We start from the raw sequence: 26495 nt of genomic DNA on the forward strand, positions 1-26495 counted from the left end.
CTCGGCCTGGCCGCCGGGATGCACGCGCAGGGCCTCGCCCGCGCCCAGCTCGCGCGCGGGTTGGCCCGGGCCGGGCTCGACGCGCACGCGGCCAGATTCGACCTGCACCAGCACGCCACCGCGCCCGGGCACGCGCTCGACGCCGAAGCGGGTGCCCAGCACGGTGACGCGCACATCGCCCGCCTGCACGATGAAGGGGCGGGCCTCGTCGCGCACTACCGTGAAGAAGGCGGCGCCTTCCAGCAGGTCGGCCACGCGCGAGCGGCCGAGCAGGCGCACGCCGACGCGGCTTTGCGCGTCGAGCTGGATGGTGCTGCCGTCGGGCAGGGTGTGCAGCGCCAGCCGGCCCTGGCCGCTGCGCAGGGCGGCCTGCCACTGCACGGCGCCGGCCTGCCATTGCTGCCACTGGCGCCAGCCGAGCAGGCCGGTGCAGCCGAGGCCGGCCACGCCCAGCAGGGCCGCGAGGCTGCGCCGCCTGCTCCCGGCGGCGGGCGCCGTGCCGGGGGTGGTGCCGCGCCAGCGGTGCAGCGCGTCTTCGATGCAGGCGTGGGCCTGCATCAGGTCGCGCTCGATGGTGTTCAGGGCCACGCCCAGGCGCGCGGCGATGGCGGCCTGCGGCTCGCCGTGTACGCGGTGGGCGACGAAGGCGTCGCGCGCGCGCTCGGGCAGGCCGTCCAGGGCCTGCGCCAGCGTGGCCAGGGCCTGGCGGTACATGACGTGGTCGGCCACGTCGGGGGCGTACGGGGGCGCGGCCTGGTGGCGGGCGGCGGCGTCGCTCAGGTAGTCGGCCAGCAGGCGGTCGCGGCGCTGGCTGTCCAGCGCCAGGTGCCGGGCCAGGGTGGCGAGGTAGGCGGCGGTGTCGCGCGGCGCCTCGCCGCCCTCGCCCGGCGTGGCGGCTTGCGCCTGCTCGGCCAGGCGCAGCCAGGCGTCGTGTACGAGGTCGCCCGCCTTGTCGCGGCAGCCGGTGCTGCGCCGGGCCACGCGCAGCAGCTGCGGGTAGGCGTCGCCGAAGCCGTCGAGCAGCGAGCGGGTGAAGTCGGCGGACGGTGGCATGCGCCGATGATAACCACCAGAACAAGAATCATTCTTGAATGAAGAATGCAGTCATGTCATCAAAACAGCCTCCAGCGCCCGTCCATCAAGCGCCAGCAGCTATCAAAACAATAGTGCTTACGGCGGGTGCCCGCGCACCAGTTCCTCGAACTCCGCCGCTGGCACGGGCGGGCTGAACAGGTAGCCCTGCCAGGCGTGGCACTGGTGGCGTTCCAGGAATTCGCGCTGGGCCTCGGTCTCCACGCCTTCGGCGATGACGCGCAGGCCCAGGCTGGTGCCCAGCGCGACCACGGTGCGGGCGATGGCGGCGTCGTTGGGGTCGGTGAGCACGTCGCGCACAAAGCTCTGGTCGATTTTCAGCTGGTCCAGCGGCAGGCGCTTGAGGTAGGCCAGCGACGAGTAGCCGGTGCCGAAGTCGTCCAGCGAGAAGCCCACGCCGTAGCCGCGCAGTTGCCCCATTTTCTGGATGGTGTCCTCCACGTCGGCGAGCAGCAGGCCCTCGGTCAGCTCCAGCTTCAGGCTGCGCCCGTCCGCACCGGTGACCGCCAGGGCGGCCAGCACCTGGGCCACGAAGCCGCTCTGGTGGAACTGGCGCGGGCTGACGTTGACGGCCAGGCTCAGGCGGCCCAGCAGCGGGTCTTGCGCCCAGCGGGCCAGTTGCTCGCAGGCGGCGCGCAGCACCCATTCGCCCAGCGGCAGGATGAGGCCCGTCTCCTCGGCCAGCGGGATGAAGTGCGCGGGCGATACGAAGCCGTCGCGCGGGTGGCGCCAGCGCAGCAGGGCCTCGGCGCCGGTGATGCAGCCGCGCTCCACCTGGGGCTGGTAGTACAGCTCGAACTGGCCCTGGGCCAAGCCCGCGCGCATGTCCAGCTCCAGCGCGGCGCGGGCGCTGACGGCGGCCTGCATCTGCGGGTCGTAAAAGCGCAGCGTGTCGCGCCCGGCGGACTTGGCCTGGTACATGGCGAGGTCGGCGCGCTTGAGCAGCTCCTCGGCCGTCTCGCGCATGCCGCTGAACAGGGCAATGCCCATGCTCAACGAGCTGTGGTGTACCTCGCCGTCGAGCGTGTAGGGCTCGCGCAGCGCGGCCAGGATGCGCTGGGCCGCCTCCTCGGTGCGGGCGGCGGCGTCTTCAGGGCTGTCGCCCATGTCTTCCAGCACCACCACGAACTCGTCGCCGCCCTGGCGGGCCACGGTGTCGTCTTCATGCACGCTGGCGCGCAGGCGGTGCGCCACTTGCAGCAGCAGCCGGTCGCCCTTGTCGTGGCCCTGGGTTTCGTTCAGGGTCTTGAAGTTGTCCAGGTCCAGCATCAGCAGCGCGCCGCTGCGCTGGTGGCGGGCGCTGGCGGCCAGGGCCTGCTGCAGGCGGTCCACCAGCAGGCGGCGGTTGGGCAGGCGCGTCAGGGGGTCGTAGAAGGCCAGGTAGCGGATCTCGTCCTCGGCCTGCTTGCGCTGGCTCAGGTCCACCATGGTGATCAGGTGCCCGTCTTCCATCTCCACGCCCGAGACTTCGACGGGCTTCTTGGTGCCGTTGCCGCAGAGGATGGTGTATTCGGCGCTGGCGATGACGCCGCCCGCCGCCTTGGCGCGCCGCATTTCCGCTTGCCAGGAGCGCAGCACGGCCTTGCGCTCGGCCTTGTCGGGGAAGGCGCGGCGCCACCAGGTGTCCACGTCGGGCGCGTCGGCGTCGGTGTAGCCGCAAATCTCCACGTAGCGCCGGTTGCGAAAGTCGATGTGCCCGTCCCGGCGCACCAGGCATGCGCCCACGGGCAGGCGCTCCAGGATGCCGCGCAGGCGGTGTTCGCTGGTGCGCAGGGTGTCCTCCATGCGCTTGCGCTCGGTGATGTCCTGCACCACGGCGATCTGGAACCCTTGCGACGCGCCCGGCGCCCACAGCGGGACCACGGTAAGGTCGATCCAGATCATGCGGCCGTCCTTGTGCCGGTAGCGTTTTTCCATACGGAACTCGGCCACTTCGCCCGCGCGCAGGCGCTCCATGCTGGCCAGGTTGGGCTCCAGGTCTTCAGGGTGCGTGAGGGTCTGGAAGTCCATGGCCAGCAGTTCGTCGGCGGTGTAGCCCACGATGTCGCAGTAGCGCTGGTTGACGCGCACCAGCCGCCCCTGGGTCATCTCGACCTGCGACACGCCCACGGCCGTCTGGTTGAACAGCGCGTCAAAGCGCTTGTCGCTCTCGCGCCGCGCCGCGTCGGACGCGTGGGCGCGCGCCAGGGCCTGGGCGCGCTGGCGCCACAGCAGCCCCACGGTGGTGCCCAGCAGCAGCGACAGCAGCACACCCGTCCAGCGCACCAGGGCAGGCTCGCGCGCCTCGGACGGCGACAGGAACGACTGCGTGGGATGGAAGGTCAGCCGCCAGCGCCGGTCGTGTACCACCAGGTCGCGCACCAGGGGCTGCGCGCCCGGCAGCGGCTCGGCAGTCAGCGCCAGCAGCGGGCGCACGGTGTCGTCCGTGGCGCCGGGGCGGGTGGAGCCCCGGTCGTCCATGGACAGCGCGACGCCGCCGAGCAGCCCCTGGTTCATGAGCGCGCGCACCAGGTCATACACGCGGATGGTGCAGGCCACGGCGCCGATGAAACGCGGCAGGGCCGTGCCCGCGGCATGGTCGTACACCGGCACGCGGATCACGAAGCCGGGGCGGTGGTCCTGCTCCTGCAGCAGATCGAAGGGGGCGGACATCACCGCCTCGCCCGTTTCGCGGCTGTAGTGCATGGCGGCGAGGTTGGTGGGCTGCACGCTGATGTCCAGCCCCAGCACGCTTTCGTTGCCCGTCATGGGCCACAGGTATTCGGCGACGAAGTATTCGTCCCGATCGCCGGGCGGGTGGATGGCGAAGTCCGGGTAGCCGTGCAGCGACAGCGAGGTGTCGGCGCGCACGCGCGCCTCGTACTCGGCCCGCTGCGCGCGCGGCACCCAGCGCGTGAAGGAAAGGTTGCGCAGGCCAGGGTAGCGGCGCCCGGGCTCCATTTCGCTCGCGGCTTGGTCGAACTCGGCGCGGCTCAGGTGCGGGTTGGCGGTGAACAGGCCGCGCAGGCCATAGACGACCTCGGTGTGGCCGTCGATGCGCTGGGCCAGCGCGTCGGCGAAGGCGCGCGCCTCTTGCGCGAAGCGCGCGCGGTCGGTCTGCTCCACCGCGTCGGCCTGCTGGCACGCAAGCCACAGACTCAGCGCCACGCCCAGCGCGGCCACGCCCAGGCCGGTCAGCCAATGCCAGCGGCGTTCGGGGTGGTGAAGGTCGTCAGCCATGGCGAAGCGGCACGCGGGCCGGAAGGTTGGGCAAGCCCGCAGGATAACGGCAATCGGCGGGCCGGTGGAGCCGCCGCTGCCAACCCACGGGCCGTTTGTCCATTTTTTGATGAAAACAGGCTCCAGCGCTTGATTGGCAGGCGCAGGCAGCTATCAAAATCAGAGCCCGCGCCGCAGCAGTTCAAGCAGGGCGTCGGCTTGCACGGGGTCAGGCATGCTGCGCCGGTGGTGCGCCTTCGGGCTGGTTGAGCCGCCGCCCATGAAGCGGCGAATGCCGGACTGCGGGCAAGGATGGCAAGGCCCTCTACGATGGCGCCCCTGGAGATCTTCACCCGTGCCCTTTTCCTTCTTTGAAAACCGCGTGGCGCCCTACCCCAGCGCCGACCCTGTCGTGCCGCCCAAGGGTTTCCTGGCCTTCCTGTGGACCTGCACGCAGGGCCTGCGCGGCTGGATCGCGCTGCTCACCGCCACGTCGGCGCTGCTGGCGGTGTATGAGGCGCTGCTGTTCGCCATCATGGGCCACGTGGTGGACTGGCTGTCGAGCACGTCGCCCGCCGACTTCTGGCAGGCGCAGCGCGGCACGGTGCTGGGCATCGTGGGCGTGATGCTGGGCAGCGTGCTGCTGCTCTGGCTGCACACCGCCGTCATGCACCAGGTGCTGGCGATCAACTTCCCCATGCGGCTGCGCTGGGTGTTCCACCGGCTGATGCTGGGGCAGAGCATGTCGTTCTACGCCGACGAGTTCGCGGGCCGCATCACCACCAAGATCATGCAGACGGCGCTGTCGGTGCGCGAGGTGGTGTTCCTGGTGGTGGACGTGCTGGTGGGCGTGTCGGTGTACATGGTCGGCATCCTGGTACTGGCGGCCAGCTTTGAATGGCGGCTGATGCTGCCGTTCGCGCTGTGGCTGGCGGCCTACGTGGCGGCGTGCTGCTGGTTCGTGCCGCGCCTGGGCGCCATCGGCAAGCGCCAGGCCGACGCCCGCTCCATGATGACGGGCCGCGTGACCGACGCCTACACCAACATCGCCACCGTCAAGCTGTTCGCCCACACGCGCCGCGAGGCCGAGTACGCGCGCAGCGCCATGGACGCCTTCAAGGCCACGGGCTATGCGCAGATGCGGCTGGTGAGCCGGTTCGAGATCTGCAACCACCTCATGATCACGCTGCTGCTGGTGGGCAGCACGGGCACCGCGCTGTACCTGTGGACGCAGGGCCAGGCCACGGCGGGCGTGGTGGCGGCGGTGGTGGCCATGGCGCTGCGGCTGATGGGCTATTCGCACTGGGTGATGTGGCAGATGACGGGCCTGTTCGAGAACGTGGGCACCATCCAGGACGGCATCGCCACCTTGACGAAGCCGCGCACCATCGTCGATGCGCCCGGCGCCGGGCCGCTGGCGGTGCCGCGCGGCGAGATCGTCTTCGACGACGTGCGCTTTGCCTACAAGGACGGCGCTCGCGCGGTGATCGACCACCTGCACCTCACCATCCGCCCCGGCGAGCGCGTGGGCCTGATCGGCCGGTCCGGCGCGGGCAAGACCACGCTGGTCAACCTGCTGCTGCGCTTTCACGAGCCGCAGGGCGGGCGCATCCTGATCGACGGGCAGGACATCAAGCGCGTGGCGCAGGACAGCCTGCGCAGCGCCATCGGCATGGTCACGCAGGACACGTCGCTGCTGCACCGCTCCATGCGCGACAACATCCTGTATGGCCGCCCCGACGCGACCGAGGAGCAGATGCGCGCCGCCGCCGCCAAGGCCGAGGCGGACGGCTTCATCGAGGCGCTGACCGACAGGCAGGGCCGCAGCGGCTACGACGCCCAGGTGGGCGAGCGCGGCGTGAAGCTCTCGGGCGGCCAGCGCCAGCGCGTGGCCATCGCCCGCGTGATGCTCAAGGACGCCCCCATCCTGCTGCTGGACGAGGCCACGAGCGCGCTCGACAGCGAGGTCGAGGCGGCCATCCAGCAGAGCCTGGACAGCCTCATGCACGGCAAGACGGTGATCGCCATCGCGCACCGCCTGTCCACCATCGCGGCGCTGGACCGGCTGATCGTGCTGGACGCGGGGCGCATCGTGGAGCAAGGCACGCACGCCGAGCTGCTGGCGCACGGCGGCATCTATGCGCGGCTGTGGGCGCACCAGAGCGGGGGATTCCTGGGCGAAGACCAAGGCTGAATCCAAGCCAAATCGGTCTCTAGCGCTTATGCAGCAAGCACAAGCAGCTATCAACTACATAGCAACCATTCAATAACCCTGCTCCCAGGCTGGTGGCTTTTTGTTGGCAAGACAATATTTGTCTAGTCAATTAAATTCCCCTGTATGCCCCAGCCCCCTGACTCCCCCAGCCCCCGCTTCTACGGCGGGGCCGCCTCCTGGCCGCCCGAGCAAAGCGTGGGCTACCTGATGCGCAAGGTGATGACCTCCATCCGCACGCAGGCCGACGCCCAGTTGGCCGCGCACGACCTCACCTATGCGCAGTGGGTGCCGCTGTTCAAGATGTCGCGCTGCCCGTCGGGCCCCAGCACCGTCGCCGGGCTGGCGCGCGAGCTGGAAACCGACCCCGCCTCCATGACCCGCGCCCTGGACCGCATGCAGGCCAAGGGCCTGGTCGTGCGCGAGCGCTCCGCCGCCGACCGCCGCGTGGTCCACGTGGCGCTGACGCCCGAGGGCCAGCGCGTGGCCGCCCAAGTGCCCGCCGTGCTGGGCGAAGTGCTTGACCGCCACCTGAGCGACTTCAGCCACGACGAATGGCAGCAGCTGCTGGGCCTGCTGCGCCGCATGCTGGCCAACGGCGAGGCGCAGCGCCAGCAGACGTGCCCACCCAACCCATGAAAACCCCTTACGGAGCCCCCGTGACCCCCACCCTGCCCTCTACCCGCTTCGCCTTGGCCGCGCACTGCGCGGTATCGGCGCTGGCCCTGGCCGCCGCCATCGTCCTGACCGGCTGCGCCAGCCCGGGCGCGCCCCACACCCCGCTGGCGCAGACCACGCCCGCCGCTGCGGGCCTGGCCGAATCCGGCGACGCCGCTGCCCCCGCGCAGTGGTGGAAAACGCTGGGCGACCCGCAGCTCGACGCGCTGATCGACCAGGCCCTGCAAGGCAGCCCCAGCCTGGCCGTGAGCCGCGCCCGCCTGGAGCAAGCCGTGGCCTTGAGCCAGGTGCGCGAGGCCGCCAACGGCCCGCAGGCCACCTTGGGCGTGGACGCCACGCGCCAGCGCTACACCGAGAACGGCCTGGTGCCCGCCCCCATTGCGGGCAACACTTACAACAGCGGCACGGTGCAGGCCACGCTGTCGTGGTCGCCCGACTTCTTCGGCCAGCATGCCGCCGAGCTGCAGGCCGCCCTGGGCCAGGCCCGCGCCGCCCAGGCCGACGCGGCCGCCGCCGCCAACACCCTCGCCGCCCAGGTGGGCCGCAGCTACGTGGCGCTGGCCCGGCTGATCGCGCAGCAGGGCGTGGCCGAGCGCGCCCTGGCCCAGCGCGAGGAGCAACTGCGCCTGACGCAAGAGCGCGTCTCCGCCGGGCTGGACAGCCAGGTGGAGCTGACCCAGGCCCAGGCCGCCGTGCCCGATGCGCGCACCCAGATCGAGGCGCTGGCCGAGCAGATCACCCTGGCGCGCCGCCAGCTCGCCGTGCTGACCGGCCAGGCGCCCGATGCGTTGTCCGCCCTGGCCCCACAGCTCGACCACCTGCAAAACGCCCCCGTGCCCCAGGCCCTGGGCGCCGACCTGCTGGGCCGCCGCCCCGACGTGGTGGCCGCGCGCTGGCGCGTGGAGGCCGCCACCCAGGGCGTGCGCAGCGCGCGCAGCGAGTTCTACCCCAACGTCAACATAGGGGCCTTCATCGGCCTGAACGCGCTGGGGCTGGACAAGCTGTTCAACGCAGGTTCGCGCCAGATGGGCGTGACGCCCGCGCTGCGCCTGCCCCTGTTCGACGGCGGCAGGCTGCGCGCCCAGTTGGGCGGCAGGCAGGCCGAGCTGGACACCGCCATCGCCCAATACAACGGCGCCGTGCTCGATGCCGTGAAGGAAGCGGGCGACGCCATGGCATCCGTGCAGTCGCTCACCCGCCAGCAGGCCCTGCAGGACGAAGCCGCCGCCAGCGCCGAACGCGCCTACCGCTTCGCACAGGAGCGCTACCGCGCCGGGCTGGGCACCTACCTGATCGTGCTGGGCGCCGAAAGCCAGGTGCTGGCCCAGCGCCGCCTGGCCGTGGACCTGCGCGCTCGCCAGCTCGACACCCGCCTGGTGCTGATGAAGGCCCTGGGCGGCGGCTGGGCCGACGATACAGACACGCTGCACGCCGCAGCGCGCTAATTCCTTCCCGCAAAAACCAAACACAACAAACACCGAAAGATCACAGCCATGAGCGAACCTCTGACACCCCGTGAAACCAACACCGCCCGCCGCCGGGGCCTGACCGCCGTGGCCGCCGCCGTGGTGCTGGCGGGCATCGCCTGGGGCGGCTGGCACTGGGCCAATGGCCGACACGTGGAGACGACCGACAACGCCTACGTGGCGGGCAACGTGGTGCAGATCACGCCGCAGACGGGCGGCACCGTGGTCGCCATCGGCGCGGACGACACCGACTACGTGAAGGCCGGGCAACTGCTGGTGCAGCTCGACCCCGCCGACGCCCGCGTGGCGCTGGAGCAGGCCGAGGCCCAGCTCGCGCAAACGGTGCGCGAAGTGCGCACGCTCTACGCCAACAACGCCACGTTGCGCGCCCAGGTCAGCCTGCGCAGCGCCGACCTGGCCCGCGCCCAGGCCGACGCCGCGCGCGCCCAGGACGACGTGAACCGCCGCACCCCCTTGACGCAAAGCGGCGCGGTGGGCAAGGAAGAATTCCAGCACGCCACCGCGCAACTGACCGCCGCCAAGAGCACCGTGGCCGCCGCCCAGTCCGCCGTGCTGGCCGCGCAGGAGCAACTGGCCGCCAGCCTGACGCAGACCGAGGGTACGTCCATAGAGCAGCACCCCAGCGTGCAGCGCGCCGCCGCCCGCGTGCGCGAGGCGTACCTGGCCGTGCAGCGCGCCCGCCTGGTCGCGCCGCTGTCCGGCCACATTGCCAAGCGCGGCGTGCAGGTGGGCCAGCGCGTGCAGGCCGGTGCGCCGCTGATGACCCTGGTGGCGCTGGACAACCTGTGGGTGGACGCCAATTTCAAGGAAAGCCAGCTGCAGAAGCTGCGCATCGGCCAGAGCGCCGAGCTGGAAGCCGACGTGTACGGCACCAAGGTCACCTACAAGGGCACGGTGACGGGCCTGGGCGCGGGCACCGGCGCGGCCTTTGCCCTGCTGCCCGCGCAGAACGCCACCGGCAACTGGATCAAGGTGGTGCAGCGCGTGCCCGTGCGCATCGCGCTCGACCCCGCGCAACTGGCCGAGCACCCGCTGCGCGTGGGCCTGTCGATGGAAGTGAAGGTGGACACGACCGACCAAACCGGCAAGACCCTGGCCGACACCCAGCGCACCGCGCCCGTGGCCGCCACCACGGTGTTCGACGCGCAGTTCAAGGCGGCGGACGACGAGGTGGCGCAGGTCATCGCCGCCAACCTGGGGCGCAAGACTGCCGCGACCCGCGTCCAATGACCGCCGCGCCACTGCATTCACTCCCTCTCCCCCTGGGAGAGGGTTGGGGTGAGGGCCAGCCGCAGGCCCGCAACACCCCCCTCACCCCCGCCCTCTCCCGCCAGCGGGAGAGGGAGCCATACCAAGGCCCCAGCGCATGACCGCCGCCAACCCCACCGCCGCCGCTGGCGCCCCAGCGCCTGCGGCGCCACCCCCACGCCCGCCCGCAGCCCACCCGCCGCTGCACGGCCCTGCCCTGCTGTTGGGCACGCTGGCGCTGTCCCTCGCCACGTTCATGAACGTGCTGGACTCGTCCATCGCCAACGTCTCGCTGCCTGCCATCGCGGGCGACCTGGGCGTGAGCCCCGGCCAGGGCACCTGGGTCATCACCAGCTTTGGCGTGGCCAACGCCATCTCGGTGCCGCTGACCGGCTGGCTCACGCAGCGCTTTGGCGCCGTGCGGCTGTTCACCATGAGCGTGCTGCTGTTCGTGCTGACCTCGTGGCTGTGCGGCTTCGCCCATTCGCTGGAGGCGCTGGTGTTCTTCCGCGTGCTGCAGGGGCTGGTGGCGGGGCCGATGATCCCGCTGTCGCAGACCCTGCTGCTCGCCAGCTACCCGCCCGCGATGGCAGGCACGGCCCTGGCGCTGTGGGGCGTGACCACGCTGGTCGCGCCCGTGGTCGGGCCGCTGCTGGGCGGGTGGATCACCGACAACATCTCGTGGCCGTGGATCTTCTACATCAACGTGCCCGTGGGCCTGCTGGCCGCCCTGCTCACCTGGAGCATCTACCGCAAGCGCGAGACGCCGGTGCGCAAGCTGCCCATCGACACCGTGGGCCTGTCGCTGCTGGTGCTGTGGGTGGGCGCGCTGCAGCTCATGCTGGACAAGGGCAAGGAGCTGGACTGGTTCGCCTCGGGCGAGATCGTCACGCTGACCATCGTCGCCGCGATCTCCTTCGCCATCTTTTTGGTGTGGGAGCTGACGGACAAGCACCCGGTGGTGGACATCCGCCTGTTCGCGCGGCGCAACTTCGCCTTCGGCGCGCTGGCGCTGTCGGTGGCGTATGCCCTGTTCTTCGGCAACGTGGTGCTGCTGCCGCTGTGGCTGCAGCAGTGGATGGGCTACACCGCCACCAGCGCGGGCATGGCGCTGGCGCCGGTGGGCGTGTTCGCCATACTGCTCACGCCGCTGGTGGGCCGCAAGGTGGCCGTGTGGGACCCGCGCCGCATGGCGACGCTGGCCTTCATCGTGTTCAGCCTGGTGCTGTGGATGCGCTCGCGCTTCACGGTGGAGACGGACTTCATGCACATCCTCGTCCCCACGCTGATCCAGGGCGGGGCCATGGCCTTCTTCTTCATCCCGCTGACCACGCTGACCCTGGCCGGGCTGCCGCCCGAGCGCATTCCGTCGGCGGCGGGCCTGTCGAACTTCGTGCGCATCACCGCCGGGGCCATGGGCACATCCATCGCCACCACGCTGTGGGAAAGCCGCGCCGCCATGCACCACGCGCACCTGACCGAAGGGCTGGTGCAGGGCCAGGGCGTGTTCGCCGCCACGCTGGACAAGCTGACGGCCGCGGGCCTGTCGCAGCCCCAGGCGCTGGCGCAGATCAACCGGCTGATCGACCAGCAGGCGTTCACACGCGCGGCGGACGACATCTTCATCGGCTCGGCCGGCATCTTCTTGCTGCTGATCGGGCTGATCTGGCTGACGAAGCGGCCCGCGCGGGGCGGTGCGGCGGCGGATGCGGGCGGGGCGCATTGAGGGTCAAAATGGGCTCCAGCGCTTATGCAGCAAGCGCTGGCAGCTATCGTTAGTGTAGCAAATGCGGGCTTGTGAGACACCACACTAACCACGCGCATCGGACAGCAAATCAACGTAGCCCTGATAGCTGTAGCTGCGGTTCTTCTTCTGTCCGGTCAATTCCACCACGATGCCCAACTGCTCCAGAACCTGCACTGCGGCGTTGGCGGTCGGAAACGTGGTGGCCAGTTGCTGCCGCGCCCGCTCCACGGTGAAGCGCGGCATCATCGGCAGCAATTCAAACAGCCTGTAGCTGGCGGGGCTGGCCCTGGGGGACTGCAGCAGCTTTCTCCGGTCGGCGGCAATCATGCTGGCGATGGCGATGATGCTGCGCTCGGCGTCTGCCGCCGCCACGGCCACGCCCTCCAGAAAGAACGACACCCAGGACTCCCAGTCGCCCTCCGTGCGGATGGCCGACAGGCGGCGGTAGTACTCGGCCTGGTGCTGCTTCAGGTACCCGCTGAGGTACATCAGCGGCTCCGCCAGCAAATTCCAGTGTTCCAGCAGCGCTCCGATCAGCAGGCGGCCTATGCGCCCATTGCCGTCCAAAAAAGGATGGATGGTCTCGAACTGCGCATGGATCAACGCAATCTTCACCAGCGGCGGCAGAGTGTCTGGCGCTTCATGGATGAACCTCTCCAGGCCCGACAGCAGTTGCGGCACATGCTCTGGCGGGGGCGGCACGAACACCGCATTGCCCGGACGTGTGCCGCCAATCCAGTTCTGCGAGTGCCGCAGCTCCCCAGGCTGCTTGCCCGCACCGCGAGCGCCGTCCAGCAGCAAACGGTGCGCATCGCACAGCAGGCGCACGCTAATCGGCAGGCCCTGGGGATCGCGCATCTGCCCCTGCACCCGCCGGAAGGCGCGCAGGTAGTTGCTGACCTCGGCCACGTCATCGGTGTTGCCTACCTTGAAACCCGCCTCATCGTCCAGCAGATCGGTCAGGGTGGCCTGTGTGCCCTCAATCTGCGACGTGAGCAAGGCTTCCTTGCGCACGGCGCTGTAGAGCAGCCAATCAACGGACGGAACCAGACCCGACACTCCAGCCAATCTGGCAAGCGCCAGTTCCGCTTGCCGGTTAAGGGCCGTGAAAGATGCCAACGCCAGAGGTGGCCCGGTGGGCGGCAGCGGATGGGGCACGAACGCCCGGACGGCTTCACCGAGCGTGGTGGAGATCGCGTAGGTGCCTGTGCTGCGGGTCATTGAAAGCCTGCTTTCATATCGTCGCGGAAATTAAACCATGATTTAATTTGATTTAACGACGTGGTGCCCCGTCGGCCTCCCAGACCCCCGTCGGAAAACCCTGACGCCACCACGCGCACCCGTCCGGCTGGCGGGCGGCGGCGCTGCGCGAAGAATGGCGGGCATCTACCACCCCATTCCCGGAGGGAACCACCATGTCGCTGTCGCTGATTCTGCTGATCATCCTGATCCTCATCCTGATTGGCGCCCTGCCCACCTGGGGCCACAGCCGCTCCTGGGGCTATGGGCCGAGCGGCGGCATCGGCCTGGTGGTGCTGATCCTGGTGATCCTGCTGCTGATGGAACGGATATGAGGGTTGCGGGGCATGCCCCCGCGTCCTGCGCACACACAGCGGCCTTGCGGGCCGCTTTTGTTTTTGCGCCCGTCACCCAGGCCGCAGCCGCACGCCCTCCTGCTGCCCCACGTCTTTCAGGAACCCCCACACCGCCTGCATGCGCGCCTGGTGCTTGTTGTCGAGGGGCATGCTCATCCAGAAGGTGCGGGTAAAGCGCGCCGCCTGCGGCAGCACGCGGGCCAGGGTGGGGTCGCGGTCGGCCAGGAAGGCGGGCAGCACGGCCAGGCCCGCGCCCGCGCGCACGGCCTCGTATTGGGCGGTGATGCTGGTGCTGCGCAGGGCGAAGCGCTCGGGCTGGTGGAGCTGGTCCAGGAACTGAAGCTCCTTGGTGAACAGCAGGTCATCGACATAGCTCACGAAGGCGTGGTGGCGCAGGTCTTCGGGCTGGCTGACCAATGGGCGGCGGGCCAGCGCCTCGCGCTGGCCGTACAGGTACAGCGTGTAGTCGGCCAGCCGTGTGACGATGACGGAGCCGCGCTTGGGCCGCTCCAGCGAGATGACGATGTCCGCCTCGCGCCGCGACAGGTGCAGCATGCGCGGCAGCGCGAGCAGGTCGATGGACAGGTGCGGGTGCTGCTGCGTGAGGCGCGCCAGGTGCTGCGCGAGGATGAGCGTGCCGAAGCCCTCCGTGGCCCCCACGCGCACCAGGCCCGACGGGCCGCTGCTGGCCGCGCTGGCGGGCGCGAAGCGCTCCACCCCGTGGACGGCGGCCTCCATGGCCTCGGCGGCGGGCAGCAGGTGGCGGCCTGCCTCGGTCAGGCGGTGGCCTGCGGCCTCGCGGGCGAACAGGGGTGCGCCCATCTGCTTTTCCAGCGCCTGGATGCGGCGGGCCACGGTGGTGTGCTCCACGCCCGTGCGGCGGGCGGCGGCGGCCAGGGTGCCGCTGCGGGCCAGTTCGAGGAAGTAGCGCAGGTTGTCCCAGTCCATGGCGTGCTGTGCAAATTTGCAGAACCAAAGTGCATCATTGTCTCTTGATCTACCAATTTCGCACACCTAAGATGCCCCATCTTTTGAAGGAGACAAGTCCATGAACGCACCGACTTCCACCGCCGTGCTGGCCCCCACCGTCAAGCTGCTGATCGGCGGCCAGTTCGTCGAGTCCAAGACCACGCAATGGCGCAACGTGGTCAACCCCGCCACGCAAGAAGTGCTGGCGCGCGTGCCCTTCGCCACGCCCGACGAGGTGAATGCGGCGGTCGCCGCTGCCCGCGACGCCTTCAAGACCTGGAAGAAGACCGCCATCGGCGCGCGCGCGCGCATCTTCCTCAAATACCAGCAACTGATCCGCGAGAACATGGCCGAGCTGGCCGCGCTGCTGACCGCCGAGCAGGGCAAGACCCTGCCCGACGCGGAGGGCGACGTGTTCCGCGGCCTCGAAGTGGTGGAGCACGCCGCGGGCATCGGCAACCTGCAACTGGGCGAGCTGGCGAACAACGTGGCGGGCGGCGTGGACACCTACACGCTGATGCAGCCGCTGGGCGTGTGCGCGGGCATCACGCCGTTCAACTTCCCGGCCATGATTCCGCTGTGGATGTTCCCGATGGCGATCGCCACGGGCAACACCTTCGTGCTCAAGCCCAGCGAGCAGGACCCGATGGTGACCATGCGCCTGTGTGAGCTGGCGCTGGAGGCGGGCATTCCGCCCGGCGTGCTGAACGTGATCCACGGCGGCGAGGACGTGGTCAACGCCATCTGCGACCACCCGGACATCAAGGCCATCAGCTTTGTCGGATCGACCAAGGTCGGCACGCACGTGTACAACCGCGCATCGCTGGCGGGCAAGCGCGTGCAGTGCATGATGGGCGCGAAGAACCACGCCATCGTGCTGCCCGACGCGAACAAGGAGCAGACGCTGAACGCCCTGGCGGGCGCGGCCTTCGGCGCGGCGGGCCAGCGCTGCATGGCGCTGTCGGTGGTGGTGCTGGTGGGCGAGGCGCAGCAGTGGATTCCCGACCTCGTCGCCAAGGCCAGGACGCTCAAGGTGAGCGCGGGCACCGAAAAGGGCACCGACGTGGGCCCGCTGGTGAGCTGCGCCGCGCGCGACCGCGTGGAGGGCCTGATCGAGCGCGGCATTGCCGACGGCGCCACGCTGGAGCTGGACGGTCGCAAGCCCGCCGTGCCGGGCTACGAGAAGGGCAACTTCGTCGGCCCGACCATCTTCAGCGGCGTCAAGCCCGGCATGAGCATCTACGACCAGGAAATCTTCGGCCCCGTGCTGTGCCTGGCGGCGGCGGCAGACATCGACGAGGCCATCGAATTCATCAACAGCAACCCCAACGGCAACGGCACGGCCATCTTCACGCAGTCGGGCGCGGCGGCGCGCAAGTTCCAGGAGGAGATCGACGTGGGCCAGGTGGGCATCAACGTGCCGATCCCCGTGCCGGTGCCGATCTTCTCGTTCAGCGGCTCGCGCGCGTCCAAGCTGGGCGACCTGGGGCCGTATGGCAAGCAGGTGGTTTTGTTCTACACGCAGACCAAGACGGTGACGGCGCGCTGGTTTGACGACAGCACCGTCGCCCACGGCGTGAACACCACCATCAGCCTGAAGTAGAAATATCGGTCAAAATGGCCTCCAGCGCTTGCTGGACAAGCGCTGTCAGCTATCAAAACAAGAGTATGGACTTTGAACTGACCGAGGAGCAGCGCGCCTTCGCCCAGACGGCGCGCGCCTTCGCCCTGGCGGAGCTGGCCCCGCACGCCGCGCAGTGGGACGAGCAAGGCACCTTCCCGCGCGACGCTATTCGCCGAGCGGGCGAACTGGGCTTTTGCGGCCTGTACGCGCCCGAGAACGCGGGCGGCCTGGCCCTGCCCCGGCTGGACGCCACGCTGGTGTTCGAGGAAATGGCGGCGGTGGACCCGTCCACCACCGCCTTCATCACCATCCACAACATGGCGACGTGGATGCTCGGCACCTGGGCCACGGACGCCGTGCGCGATCAGTGGGGGCCGCTGCTGACCACCGGGCAAAAGTTGGCGAGCTACTGCCTGACCGAGCCCGGCGCGGGGTCGGACGCGGCATCGCTCAAGACCCGGGCCGAGCGGGTGGGCCATGAATACGTCATCAACGGCGCCAAGGCGTTCATCAGCGGCGCGGGCAGCACGGACGTGCTGGTGCTCATGGCGCGCACCGGCGATGCGCAATCCGGCGCAGGCGGCATCAGCGCCTTCGCCGTGCCTGCCGATGCCCCCGGCATCAGCTACGGCAAGAAGGAGCAAAAGATGGGCTGGAACAGCCAGCCCACGCGCACCATCAGCTTCGACAACGTGCGTGTTCCCGCCAGCCACCTGCTGGGCCGCGAGGGCGAGGGTTTCAAGATCGCCATGAAGGGCCTGGACGGCGGGCGCATCAACATCGCCACGTGCTCGGTGGGCGCGGCCCAGGGCGCGCTGAACGCCGCGCAGCAGTACATGCAGGACCGCCAGCAGTTCGGCAAGCCCATCGCCAGCTTTCAGGCCCTGCAGTTCAAGCTGGCCGACATGGCGACCGAACTGGTCGCCGCGCGCCAGATGGTGCGCCTTGCAGCGAGCAAGCTGGACGCGGGCGCGCGCGACGCATCCACCTACTGCGCCATGGCCAAGCGCTTTGCCACCGACGCGGGCTTCGGCGTGGTCAACGACGCGCTGCAGCTGCATGGCGGCTACGGCTACATCCGCGAATACCCGCTGGAGCGCCTGCTGCGCGACGCCCGCGTCCACCAGATTCTGGAAGGCACGAACGAGATCATGCGCGTCATCATCGCCCGCCGCATGCTCGACGGGGACGCGACCGAGGTCATCCGCTAGCCTCTCAAAAACTTCAAGCCTTTTTGGACTCCAGCGCTTATCCAGCAAGCACCGGCAGCTATCAATTTCATACCAAGGAGACACACAGCATGGGCAAGATCGCATTCATTGGCCTGGGCAACATGGGCGGCCCCATGGCCCTCAATCTGCACAAGGCGGGCCACGCGGTGCGCGCGTTCGACCTCTCCAAACCCGCCTGCGACAAGGTGGCCGAGGGCGGCATCGCCATCGCCGCGAGCGCTGCCGACGCGGTGGCGGGCGCCGACACCGTGATCACCATGCTGCCCGCCAGCCAGCACGTCGAGGGGCTGTTCCTGGGCGCGGGCGACCTGCTCGCCCAACTGCCCGCAGGCACGCTGGTCATCGACTCGTCAACAATAGCCGCCGCCACCTCGCGCAAGGTGGCCGAGGCCGCCAAGGCGCGGGGCGTGGCCTTCATCGACGCGCCCGTCTCCGGCGGCACGGGCGGCGCCATCGCGGGCACGCTGACCTTCATGGTCGGCGGCGACACGGCCGACCTGGAGCGCGCCCGCCCCGTGCTCGAAAAAATGGGCGCCAACATCTTCCACGCGGGCGGCGTGGGCGCGGGCCAGACGGCCAAGATCTGCAACAACATGCTGCTGGGCATCCTGATGGCGGGCACCAGCGAGGCCATCGCCCTGGGCGTGGCCAACGGCCTGGACCCCAAGGTGCTGTCCGAGATCATGCGCCGCAGCTCCGGCGGCAACTGGGCGCTGGAAAAGTACAACCCCTGGCCCGGCGTGATGGACACCGCGCCCGCCAGCAAAGGCTACGCGGGCGGCTTCGGCACCGACCTGATGCTGAAAGACCTGGGCCTGGCGCAGGAGAACGCCATCGCCGTCAAGGCCAGCACGCCGCTGGGCGGCATGGCGCGGGCCCTCTACGCGGCGCACAGCATCGCGGGGCACGGGGCCGAGGACTTCTCCAGCGTGATCAAGATGGTGCAGAAGCGGGGTTGACCGCCCTGGCGGAGCGTATATACCATCGGCATATACCTTCCCCGCACGAGGCGCGCCATGATCCAGACCAACCTGTTCCTGAACAACAAAAGCCAGGCTGTCCGCTTTCACCGTTCGGTTGCGTTCGCGCCCGGCGTGCATGAAGTCACCATCACGGCGGTGGGCAACACCCGCATCATCGCGCCCGTGGGCGGCACCTGGGATGCGTGGTTTGCCCAGCCGCCCGGCGGCGACGCCCTGCTGCCCGAGCGCGACCAGCCCCCCATGCAGCAGCGCGAGGCGCTGAAGTAAATGGCGCCGCGCTACCTGCTCGACACCAACATCTGCATCTACGTCATCAACCAGCGCCCCGCGCACGTGCTGCCGCTGTTCAACGCCCACCATGGGCAGATGTGCATTTCCGAGGTCACGCGCTTCGAGCTGTTGAGCGGCGCCTACAAGTCCCAGGCGCCGCACAAGACCCTGCACGCCATCGGCACCTTCTGCGCCATGCTGGAGGTGCTGCCGCTGGACGAGGCCGCCAGCGATCACGCGGCGCAAATCCGGGCGATGCTGGAGCAGAAGGGGCAGAAGATCGGCCCCTTCGACACGCTGATGGCGGGCCATGCGCGCAGCCTCGCGGCCATCCTGGTGACCAACAACGTGCGGGAGTTCGAGCGCGTCGGCGGGCTGATGATCGAGGACTGGGCGCAAACGCCGCGCGGCTGATTGCCAAAGCGCCCTTCTCCTACCCGGCCCGGGGCGGTTTTCCGGTAAGGTCGGGCGATGCACTCCAAAGCACGCCCCGTCCTCGCCAAGGCGCTGGCCGCCGCCGCATTCGCCGCCCTGCTCGCCGCCTGCGGCAGCAGCCCCCAGGGAGCCCCCGTGCCGCCGCCCTCGCCCACCACCTCTCCCGCCCACGCCGCCCCCACGCTGCCAGCCTACGACTGGGACCTGGTCGCGGCCTTCGATGGCCGGGGCCAGGCGCAGCCCGGCTGGGTGCTGGCGGGCCGCAGCCCGGCGCGCCTGCATTTCGATGCGCAGCGCCTGTCGGTGCAGAACCTGTGCAACGCCATCGGCGCGGGCTATGCGCTCGACGGCGCCCGCCTGACAGTGGAGCGCCCCTTCTCCACCCTGCGCGCCTGCGCCGACCGCGACCTGATGGCGCTGGAGCACCGCGTGACCGCCCAACTGCCCCAGGCGCAGCGCTATGAACTGCAAGGCACCCCCGCTGCGCCCCGCTTGGTGCTGCACTTCGCGGACGGCAGCCGCTGGGAGCTGGCCGGCACGCCCACGCCCACGCCCACGCCCACGCCCACGCCCGCCACGCGCTACGGCGCGCCGGGCGAGCGCGTCTTTCTGGAAGTGGCGCCCGAGCGCGTGGCCTGCAACCACCCGCTGCGCCCCGGCGCCCAGTGCCTGCGCGTGCGCGACGTGTACTTCGACGGCAACGGCGTCCGGCAAGGCACGGGCGAATGGCGCATCCTGCAGAGCGAGATCGACGGCTACCAGCACGAGCCCGGCATCCGTAACGTGCTGCGCGTGCAGCGTTACCCGCTGGCGCGCAGCGGACAGCCGCAGCCCGCCGACGCGCCCAGCCATATCTACGTGCTGGACATGGTGGTGCAGGCGGAGCGCACCCGCTGATTTTTTTGGGAAAAAATGGCTGCCAGCGCCCGTCCAGCAAGCGCAAGCAGCTATTTTTATGAGAGCAATCGGCTACTATGCAACGGCAAACGGATTGAAGACCTCGAACCCCAGCGCCCTGAAGTCCGCCACGTTGCGGGTCACGACGGTCAGGCCATGCACCTTGGCCGTCGCGGCGATCATGGCGTCTTCATAGAGCGTGTCGGACTTGCGGTGCATCAGCCGCGCCCAGGCCCTGAAGATGGCCGCGTCCATGGGCAGGACGTTGTAGGCACCCGCCACCAGTTCCAGCCAGTCCTCGATTTCGTCGGCCTTGCTTGCGTCCTGCTCCCGGGTCAGTTCGATGCCCGCCTGGATTTCGCCCAGGGTCACGGCGGACAGGTGCAGTTGCGCGTCATCCACCGACTCCAGCCAGGCCACCACCGCGCCGTGCGGGCGCGGCTTGCGCAGTTCGGAAACGATGTTCGTGTCGAGCAGGTACATGCCGGGCGCCCGTCAGGCCATGGGCTCCACGGGGCGGCGGCGGGCCTGCCCGCGCTCCGGCGCGATGAGGTCGGCACGCACCTGCCCGGAAAGCAGCAGTTGCTTGAGCGATGGCTTCGCCGCCGATTGCAGGCGCCGCCACTCCTGCGCTGGCACCAGCACGGCGGCCTCGGCCCCGCGCCGGGTCACCATCTGCGGGCCTTGCGCGAGGCAGGCATCCAGAAATTCGCTGAACCGCGCTTTCGCGTCCTGAACAGGCCATGTGTGCATGGCGGGCTCCTTCAAACCAGTTAGATGACTAGTTTGTCACAGCCCGCGCCCGCCGTCAAATCACCCTTGCGGGCGCAAGAACCGCGCCTCGAACGCATCCGCCGCCAAGGGCTGGCTCAGCAGATACCCCTGGATCTCGTCGCAGCCCAGAGTCGCCAGCTGGCAGCTCTGCTCGTCGGACTCCACCCCTTCGGCCACCACCTTGAGGCCCAGCGAGTGGCCCAGGTTGACGATGGTGGACACCAGCGCCTGGCCCTGCGGCCCGGCGGCCATGCCCTGGATGAAGGTGCGGTCGATCTTGAGCGTGTCCACCGGCAGCCGCGCCAGGTAGCTCAGCGACGAGAAGCCGGTGCCGAAGTCGTCGATGGCGATGGAGATGCCCATTTCGCGCAGCGCGTGCAGGCTGCGCGTGCTGTGCTCCACGTCGTCCATCACCATGCTTTCGGTGATCTCCAGCTCCAGCCCGGCGGCGGCCTCGGGGTCGTGGGCGATGGCGCCGCGCACTTCGTCGATGAAGCCGCGGTGGCGCAGCTGCAGGAACGACACGTTCACCGCCACGCGCAAGGGCGCGTGCCCGGCGCGGCGCCAGCGCAGGTTGTCGGCCAGGGCCTGCTGCAAGGCCCAGCGGCCCACGTGGTAGATGAGGCCGGTTTCCTCCAGGATGGGGATGAACTGCGCGGGCGGCACCAGGCCGCGCTCGGGGTCGTGCCAGCGGATCAGCGCCTCGGCGCCCGCGATGGCGCCGCTGGCCAGGTGCTGCTTGGGCTGGTAGTGCAGCACGAACTGGCCCTGCTCCAGCGCCTGGCGCAGGCGGCCTTCCACGCTCAGCGTCTCGGCCACGCGGATGTTCATCTCGGCCGTGTAGAACAGCAGGTTGTCGGCCGTGGCCTTGGCCATGTTGACGGCGGCCTCGGCATTGCGCAGCAGGGTTTCGGCGTCGTGCCCGTCCAGGGGGTGCAGGGCCACGCCCGCCTTGGCCGCCATGCGCAGTTCGCTCGCGCCCAGCATGAAGGGCGCGCCGAAGCAGGCGCGCATGAGGTGGTCCAGCGCCAGGGCCACGGCGTTGGCGTCGCGCGCCTCGGGCACGGTGACGCCGAAGCTGTTGATGCCGATGCGCGCGATGTCGCAGCTCTCGCCCGCCGCCTGCCGCAGCCGCTGGGCGACCTGCTGGAGCAGCTCGTCACCGCCCTGGCGGCCCAAGGTGTCGTTGACGAAGCGAAAGCGGCTGATGTCGATGAGCGCAACGCCCTGCAGCGCCTTGCCGCCCGCAGCGCCCTCGCGCACGCGCAGGCGCTGCACGCAGCGCTCCAGGAACAGCGTGCGGTTGGGCAGGCCGGTGATCTGGTCGTAGTAGGCCAGGTAGTTCAGCCGATCTTCCTTGGCCAGATGGTCCAGCGCGAAGCCGATGTCCCCGGCCAGCTCGGTCAGCAGCTTCATCTCGGCGGCGTCGAAGAAGCCCGGCTCGCCCGAAAACAGCGCGAGCACGCCCACCACGTCGCCGTCCACCATCAGCGGCAGCGCCGCGATGGAGGCCACGCCGCGCGCCCGCAGCGGGGCCGACAGCAGCACGCGCGGGTCGTCCGAGATGTCGTCGGACACCACGGGGCGCCGCGTGCGCACCACGCCGGCGCTCAGGCTCTCGCCGGGGGTGGGCTCGTCGTACAGCCGCAGGCGGTCCTTGATGTTCAGGAGATAGTCCTCTTGCGTCCCGGCCATCGCCACGGGCTCGACGTGCTGCTGCACGCGGTCCACGCGGGCGATCCATGCGATCTTGAACTGCCCGCCCTCCACCGCAATGCGGCAGGCCTCGCGGAAGAGTTCGTCGCGCGTGCGGGCGCGCACGATCAGCGTGTTGATGCCGCTGAGCATGGCGTACATGCGGTTCAGGCGCTGGATCTTGCGCTCGGCCTCGTGGCGCTCGGTGATGTCCTCGCCCAGGCTGGCCAGGCCGACCGGCCGGCCGTCGGGCTGGCGCAGCACGGTGTTGTTCCAGTGAACCAGCCGCCGCTTGCCGGTGCGGGTGAGTATCTGGTTGTCGTAATGCACGGCCGAGGGATGGTCGGCCAGCACCTCGGCAAACACCCGCCGCACGTCGGCCTCCTCGGCCTTCGGAATGAACCGCGCGAACCAGTCGCAGCCCTCCACCTCGTCGCGCCGCCAGCCCGTCAGGCGCAGCAGGTAGTCGTTGCAGTAGGTGACGCGGCCCTGGGCGTCGAGCATCAGCGAGATCATCTCGACCCTGTCGAGCATGTCGTTGAAACGGCGGTTGCTCTCGCGCAGGGCCTCCTCGGCGCGCTTTTGCTCGCTGATGTCCTGGATGGTGTTGAACCAGCGCGGCGGGCCGCCGTCTTGCACGGGCAGGGACTCCATCACCTGGCGCAGGTGGGCCACCGTGCCGTCCAGGCGCAGCAGGCGGTAGGTGAAGTCCCTGCGCGAGAGCTGGCTCGCCGCCGCCAGCGCATGCGCGCGGAACATAGGCTGGTCCTCGGGGTGTATGTGGGCCAGCCATTCGCGCACGGAGCGCGGCAGGTTCTGCGGCGTGAAACCCAGCAGCGCCGGGCAGCCCTCGGGCCAGCTCTCGAACACGCCGCCCGGCCCGGTGACCACGTGGGTGACGCGCGCCAGCGCCTGGGCGCGGTGCAGGCCCGCCTCGCTGGCGCGCAGGTCCTCGATGACGCGCCTGCGCTCCAGCACCTCCTGTTGCAGCTGCTCGGCATGGCGCTGCACCTCGGTGTAGAGGCTGCCGTTTTCATAGATGCGCCCCACCTGCGCGCCCAGGACGGAGACGAGCCGCTCGTCCTCGGCGCTGAACGCGTCTGCCCCCTGCTTGTTGACCAGGCACAGCCAGCCGTAGGAGAACGACGGCGACGTGATGGGCGCGACCAGCGCCTGGTGTACGGGCGGGTAGCCTGCGGGCAGCCCCAGCGCGCAGGGGTCGCCGCCAGGGTTGCGGGCCACGCGCTGGGCGCGCCGCTCGGCCCGCACCTGGCCCAGCAGGCCGTGCGACACCACGGGCTGGCCCAGCCCACGGGTGGCCGCAGCGGCGATGCCGCTGGCGAACGACACACTGGTCTGGCTGTCCTTGCGCACGACGCACAGCACCACGTACTGCGCGCCGACCAGCTCGCGCGCGCCGTCGCAGACGTTGACCATCAGCACATCCGGGTCGCGCTGGGACGCCAGGTGCAGGTTCAGGTCGGTCAGGGCCGCCAGCCGCCGGTTGGCGGCCTCCAGCCCGGTCGCGCTGCCGGTGAGCTTGTCTGCCATGAGCCGCAGATGGCGCGTCTGGAAGGCGTGCTCCAGGGGCCGGGCGGGCCGCTGCGGCGCGCCGGACAGCGCCTGTTCGATGGCCGCCAGAATGTCCTGCGGCTCGCAGGGCTTGACCAGCACCTGCATCACGCCGCACGCACGGGCCAGGCTGCGGGCCTCCTGCTCCAGGTAGTGCGCGCTGCAAAAGATCACCTGCGTGGCGGCCAGCGCCGGGTCTTCGCGCAGCTGGCGCACGAACTCGTAGCCGTCCATGGTGGGCATGAGGATGTCGGAGATGACCAGCTCGGGCCGCTCGGCGCGCACCAGGGCCAGGGCCTCGGCGCCGTCGGCCGCCTCCAGCGCCTGGTGGCCGCTGTGGCCGACCAGCGTGGCGATGAGCGCCCGGTTGGCGGGGAGGTCGTCAACGACGAGGATCTTGGCCATCTGGGTCATCCATGGCGCGAAGCGACTCAGGGGGGTGTGGCAAGGAACACCTCGACCTGCTGCACGAAGGTCTCGGGAACGATGGGCTTGGGCAGGTGCTCGTCGAAGCCCACCTCCAACGCCTTTTCGCGGTCGCCCGGCATCGAGAACGCCGTGACGGCCACCAGCGGCACCGCGCGCCAGGTGTGGTGCGAGCGCAGGCTGCGCGCCACCTCGTAGCCGTTCATCACGGGCATCTGCAGGTCGCACAGGATCAGGTCGGGCTCCTCGGCCAGCGCCAGGCCCAGGCCCAGCGCGCCGTTCTCGGCGGCCAGCACGCGGTGGCCTGCCGCCTCCAGCAGGTAGGTGACGAGGTGGCGGCTGGCGTCGTCGTCCTCGATGACCAGGATGGTGGCTTTCGTCGTCATTCGGGGGCCTCCGGCAATTCAAGGATGAAGGTGCTGCCCTGCCCTTCGGCGCTTTCGAACACCACGCTGCCGCCCAGGGCCTCGGCCAGCTTGCGGCTCAGGTGCAGGCCCAGGCCCGAGCCCTCGTGGTGGCGCCGCTCGGCGCTTTCCACACGCGAAAAAGCCTCGAACAGGCGCGGCTGCTCGCGCGCGGGGATGCCGGGGCCGGTGTCGCGCACACGCACCCGCACCGCGCCCTCGCCCTGCTCCAGCACCACGTCCACCCCGCCTTGCTGCGTGAACTTGATGGCATTGCCCACCAGGTTGATGAGGATCTGGCTGAAGGCCCTGCGGTCGGTGCGCACGGCCACGGCGCCGGGCGGCACCTGCACGGCAAAGGCCAGCCCCTTGCGCCGGGCCTCGGGCTCCAGCGTGGCGGCCACGTCCTCGACCACGCCGCGGCAGTCCAGCGCCTCGATGTGGAACGATGCCTTGTTGGCGCCGAGCTTGGCCACGTCCAGCAGGTCGTTGATGAGCGACAGCAGGTGGCGCGCGCCGGTCTGCACGATGCGCAGCTGCTTTTCCTGCTCGGCGTTCAGCGGCCCGGGCAGCTGCATCAGCAGCGTGCCGGTGAAGCCGATGATGGCGTTGAGCGGCGTGCGCAGCTCGTGCGACATGCTGGCGAGGAAGCGGTCCTTGACCAGGGCCGCGTTCTCCAGCTCCAGGTTCTTGTCGCGCAGCGCGCTTTCGATGCGCTTGCGCTCGGTCACGTCGCGGATGGCGCTGGAGACGAACAGGCCCTCCTCCGTCTCCAGCGGGCTCAGGCTGATCTCCACGGGGAACTCCGAGCCGTCCTTGCGCAGCCCGAACAGCTCGAAGCCCGCGCCCATCGAGCGCGTGCGCGGCTCCGAGAAGAAGTGGTTGCGGTGGTCGGGGTGGCGGGCGTTGTAGCGCGCGGGCACCAGCAGCTCGATGCCCTGGCCCAGCAGCTCGTCGCGGCTCCAGCCGAACAGCCGCACGGCCTGCGAGTTGACCAGCACGATGCGCCCCTCGCGGTTGACGATGACCATGGCGTCCGGCGCGGCCTCCAGCAGGTCCTTGAACTTCTGGTCCGCGCGCTTGCGGTCGGTGATGTCGCGGATGGCGCTCATCACCATGGTGCCTTCCTCGGTGTCCAGCGGGCTCAGGCTGATCTCCACCGGGAACTCCGAGCCGTTCTTGCGCAGCCCGTACAGCTCCAGCCCCGCACCCATGGAGCGCGTGCGCGGCTCGGCGAAGAAGCCGCCCCGGTGCCCCAGGTGCGCGCGCCGGTAGCGCTCGGGCAGCAGCACCTCCACGGCCTGGCCTTGCAGCTCGTCGCGCAGGTAGCCGAACACGCGCTCGGCCTGGGAGTTGACGTGGACGATGCGCCCCGTGGCGTTGACCATGACGATGGCGTCGGGCGTGGATTCGAGCAGGTCGCCAAAGCGCGCCCTGAGCAGCTTGGCGTCGCGCTGCACCTTGAGCTGGGTCACGTCCTTCTTGCTCGACAGGAAGTACAGCACCTGGCCGTCCGCGCCGCGCACCGCGCGGGTGGAGACGTTCACGTGGACCAGCGATCCGTCCTTGCGGCGGCGCACCGATTCATGCACGGCGGTGCCGCTGCGCAGCGCCTCGGCGCGCATCTGCGCCTCTTCGTGGGTGTGGTCCTGCGGCACGATGAGATCGACCACCGAGGCGCCCAGCACCTCGGCTGCGGTAAAGCCGAAGATCGCCTCTGCGGCAGGGTTCCAGTTGAGCACCGCCCCTTCGGGCGAGAGAACCAGCAGCGCGTCGGGGTTCTGCTCCCAGTACGCGGTGGAATAGTCGTCGGACTCCATGCCATCTCCGTGAGGGCCCGCCCCACGCGGGCGGGCGGGTCGATATTAAGCGGCGCGGCCAAAACCTGCCAGCCCAGAGGGCCCCGCGCCGACGAAGTGCCGCAGCCCGCCGCCAGGCGGTCGCCTTCCTTCACAAT

The 26495-nt window shown here is 69.9% G+C and carries 21 protein-coding genes; 12 read left to right on the forward strand and 9 right to left on the reverse strand.

Annotation, left to right across the window (positions count from 1 at the left end; all coding sequences use genetic code 11):
• Both QM569_RS04735 and QM569_RS04740 read right to left on the reverse strand, forming a co-directional pair.
• Window positions 1-1053 (reverse strand): sigma-70 family RNA polymerase sigma factor (locus QM569_RS04735; protein WP_414986076.1); only part of this gene is annotated, 1053 nt, incomplete at its 3' end.
• A gap of 117 nt (window positions 1054-1170) precedes the next feature.
• The gene (locus QM569_RS04740) at window positions 1171-4311 is read right to left on the reverse strand and encodes an EAL domain-containing protein (protein ID WP_414986077.1); all 3141 of its coding nucleotides are present in this window, start codon (window positions 4309-4311) and stop codon (window positions 1171-1173) included.
• 334 nt (window positions 4312-4645) lie between these two features.
• On the opposite strand from QM569_RS04740, the gene QM569_RS04745 reads away from it, so the two are divergent.
• The 5 genes from QM569_RS04745 (at window position 4646) to QM569_RS04765 (ending at window position 11641) form a co-directional block, all read left to right on the forward strand.
• Window positions 4646-6484, forward strand: a complete 1839-nt coding sequence (locus QM569_RS04745; protein ID WP_414986078.1) for an ABC transporter ATP-binding protein — start codon at window positions 4646-4648, stop codon at window positions 6482-6484.
• Between the two features lie 144 nt (window positions 6485-6628).
• Window positions 6629-7141, forward strand: a complete 513-nt coding sequence (locus QM569_RS04750; RefSeq protein ID WP_414986079.1) for a MarR family winged helix-turn-helix transcriptional regulator — start codon at window positions 6629-6631, stop codon at window positions 7139-7141.
• A gap of 20 nt (window positions 7142-7161) precedes the next feature.
• Window positions 7162-8625: an efflux transporter outer membrane subunit gene (locus QM569_RS04755; RefSeq protein WP_414986080.1), complete on the forward strand. Its 1464-nt coding sequence runs from the start codon at window positions 7162-7164 to the stop codon at window positions 8623-8625.
• 48 nt (window positions 8626-8673) lie between these two features.
• Complete coding sequence (locus QM569_RS04760) at window positions 8674-9897, forward strand: efflux RND transporter periplasmic adaptor subunit (protein WP_414986081.1); 1224 nt, start codon at window positions 8674-8676, stop codon at window positions 9895-9897.
• Window positions 9898-10033: 136 nt separating this feature from the next.
• Window positions 10034-11641 carry a DHA2 family efflux MFS transporter permease subunit gene (locus QM569_RS04765; protein WP_414986082.1) on the forward strand — a complete coding sequence of 536 codons (1608 nt, stop codon included), beginning with the start codon at window positions 10034-10036 and terminating at the stop codon, window positions 11639-11641.
• 84 nt (window positions 11642-11725) lie between these two features.
• Here QM569_RS04765 and QM569_RS04770 read toward each other — a convergent pair whose 3' ends face one another.
• Complete coding sequence (locus QM569_RS04770; protein ID WP_414986083.1) at window positions 11726-12883, reverse strand: Fic family protein; 1158 nt, start codon at window positions 12881-12883, stop codon at window positions 11726-11728.
• A 194-nt stretch (window positions 12884-13077) separates the two neighbouring features.
• Here QM569_RS04770 and QM569_RS04775 point away from each other — a divergent pair, with 194 nt between their 5' ends.
• Window positions 13078-13236, forward strand: a complete 159-nt coding sequence (locus tag QM569_RS04775) for a DUF3309 family protein (RefSeq protein WP_414986084.1) — start codon at window positions 13078-13080, stop codon at window positions 13234-13236.
• A gap of 72 nt (window positions 13237-13308) precedes the next feature.
• Here the strand turns inward: QM569_RS04775 and QM569_RS04780 are convergent, their stop codons facing one another.
• Window positions 13309-14205 carry a LysR family transcriptional regulator gene (locus QM569_RS04780; protein ID WP_414986085.1) on the reverse strand — a complete coding sequence of 299 codons (897 nt, stop codon included), beginning with the start codon at window positions 14203-14205 and terminating at the stop codon, window positions 13309-13311.
• A gap of 100 nt (window positions 14206-14305) precedes the next feature.
• On the opposite strand from QM569_RS04780, the gene QM569_RS04785 reads away from it, so the two are divergent.
• The 6 genes from QM569_RS04785 (at window position 14306) to QM569_RS04810 (ending at window position 19667) form a co-directional block, all read left to right on the forward strand.
• Window positions 14306-15829 (forward strand): CoA-acylating methylmalonate-semialdehyde dehydrogenase, encoded by a 1524-nt coding sequence (locus tag QM569_RS04785; protein ID WP_414986086.1) that lies wholly within the window; start codon window positions 14306-14308, stop codon window positions 15827-15829.
• 65 nt (window positions 15830-15894) lie between these two features.
• Window positions 15895-17061, forward strand: a complete 1167-nt coding sequence (locus QM569_RS04790) for an acyl-CoA dehydrogenase family protein (RefSeq protein WP_414986087.1) — start codon at window positions 15895-15897, stop codon at window positions 17059-17061.
• 89 nt (window positions 17062-17150) lie between these two features.
• Window positions 17151-18041, forward strand: coding sequence for a 3-hydroxyisobutyrate dehydrogenase (gene mmsB / locus QM569_RS04795; RefSeq protein WP_414986088.1), 891 nt, complete (start codon window positions 17151-17153; stop codon window positions 18039-18041).
• Between the two features lie 57 nt (window positions 18042-18098).
• Window positions 18099-18332: a type II toxin-antitoxin system VapB family antitoxin gene (gene vapB, locus QM569_RS04800; protein WP_414986089.1), complete on the forward strand. Its 234-nt coding sequence runs from the start codon at window positions 18099-18101 to the stop codon at window positions 18330-18332.
• Complete coding sequence (gene vapC / locus QM569_RS04805; RefSeq protein ID WP_414986090.1) at window positions 18333-18749, forward strand: type II toxin-antitoxin system tRNA(fMet)-specific endonuclease VapC; 417 nt, start codon at window positions 18333-18335, stop codon at window positions 18747-18749.
• Window positions 18750-18806: 57 nt separating this feature from the next.
• Window positions 18807-19667 (forward strand): META domain-containing protein, encoded by an 861-nt coding sequence (locus QM569_RS04810; RefSeq protein WP_414986091.1) that lies wholly within the window; start codon window positions 18807-18809, stop codon window positions 19665-19667.
• A gap of 75 nt (window positions 19668-19742) precedes the next feature.
• Here the strand turns inward: QM569_RS04810 and QM569_RS04815 are convergent, their stop codons facing one another.
• From QM569_RS04815 to QM569_RS04835, 5 genes are read right to left on the reverse strand one after another with little or no spacing between them, the layout of a single operon-like run.
• Window positions 19743-20150, reverse strand: coding sequence for a type II toxin-antitoxin system VapC family toxin (locus QM569_RS04815; protein ID WP_414986092.1), 408 nt, complete (start codon window positions 20148-20150; stop codon window positions 19743-19745).
• A gap of 12 nt (window positions 20151-20162) precedes the next feature.
• On the reverse strand, window positions 20163-20420 hold the full coding sequence (locus tag QM569_RS04820; protein WP_414986093.1) for a type II toxin-antitoxin system Phd/YefM family antitoxin: 258 nt from the start codon (window positions 20418-20420) through the stop codon (window positions 20163-20165).
• Between the two features lie 60 nt (window positions 20421-20480).
• Window positions 20481-24122 (reverse strand): EAL domain-containing protein, encoded by a 3642-nt coding sequence (locus tag QM569_RS04825; RefSeq protein ID WP_414986094.1) that lies wholly within the window; start codon window positions 24120-24122, stop codon window positions 20481-20483.
• Between the two features lie 17 nt (window positions 24123-24139).
• On the reverse strand, window positions 24140-24520 hold the full coding sequence (locus QM569_RS04830) for a response regulator (RefSeq protein WP_414986095.1): 381 nt from the start codon (window positions 24518-24520) through the stop codon (window positions 24140-24142).
• Window positions 24517-26358 (reverse strand): PAS domain S-box protein, encoded by a 1842-nt coding sequence (locus QM569_RS04835; protein WP_414986096.1) that lies wholly within the window; start codon window positions 26356-26358, stop codon window positions 24517-24519. The genes QM569_RS04830 and QM569_RS04835 overlap by 4 nt, the downstream gene beginning before the upstream one ends.
• Window positions 26359-26495: the final 137 nt, after the last annotated feature.

The sequence above is a fragment of the Acidovorax sp. genome (assembly GCF_047607405.1).
Lineage (GTDB): Bacteria > Pseudomonadota > Gammaproteobacteria > Burkholderiales > Burkholderiaceae_C > Acidovorax.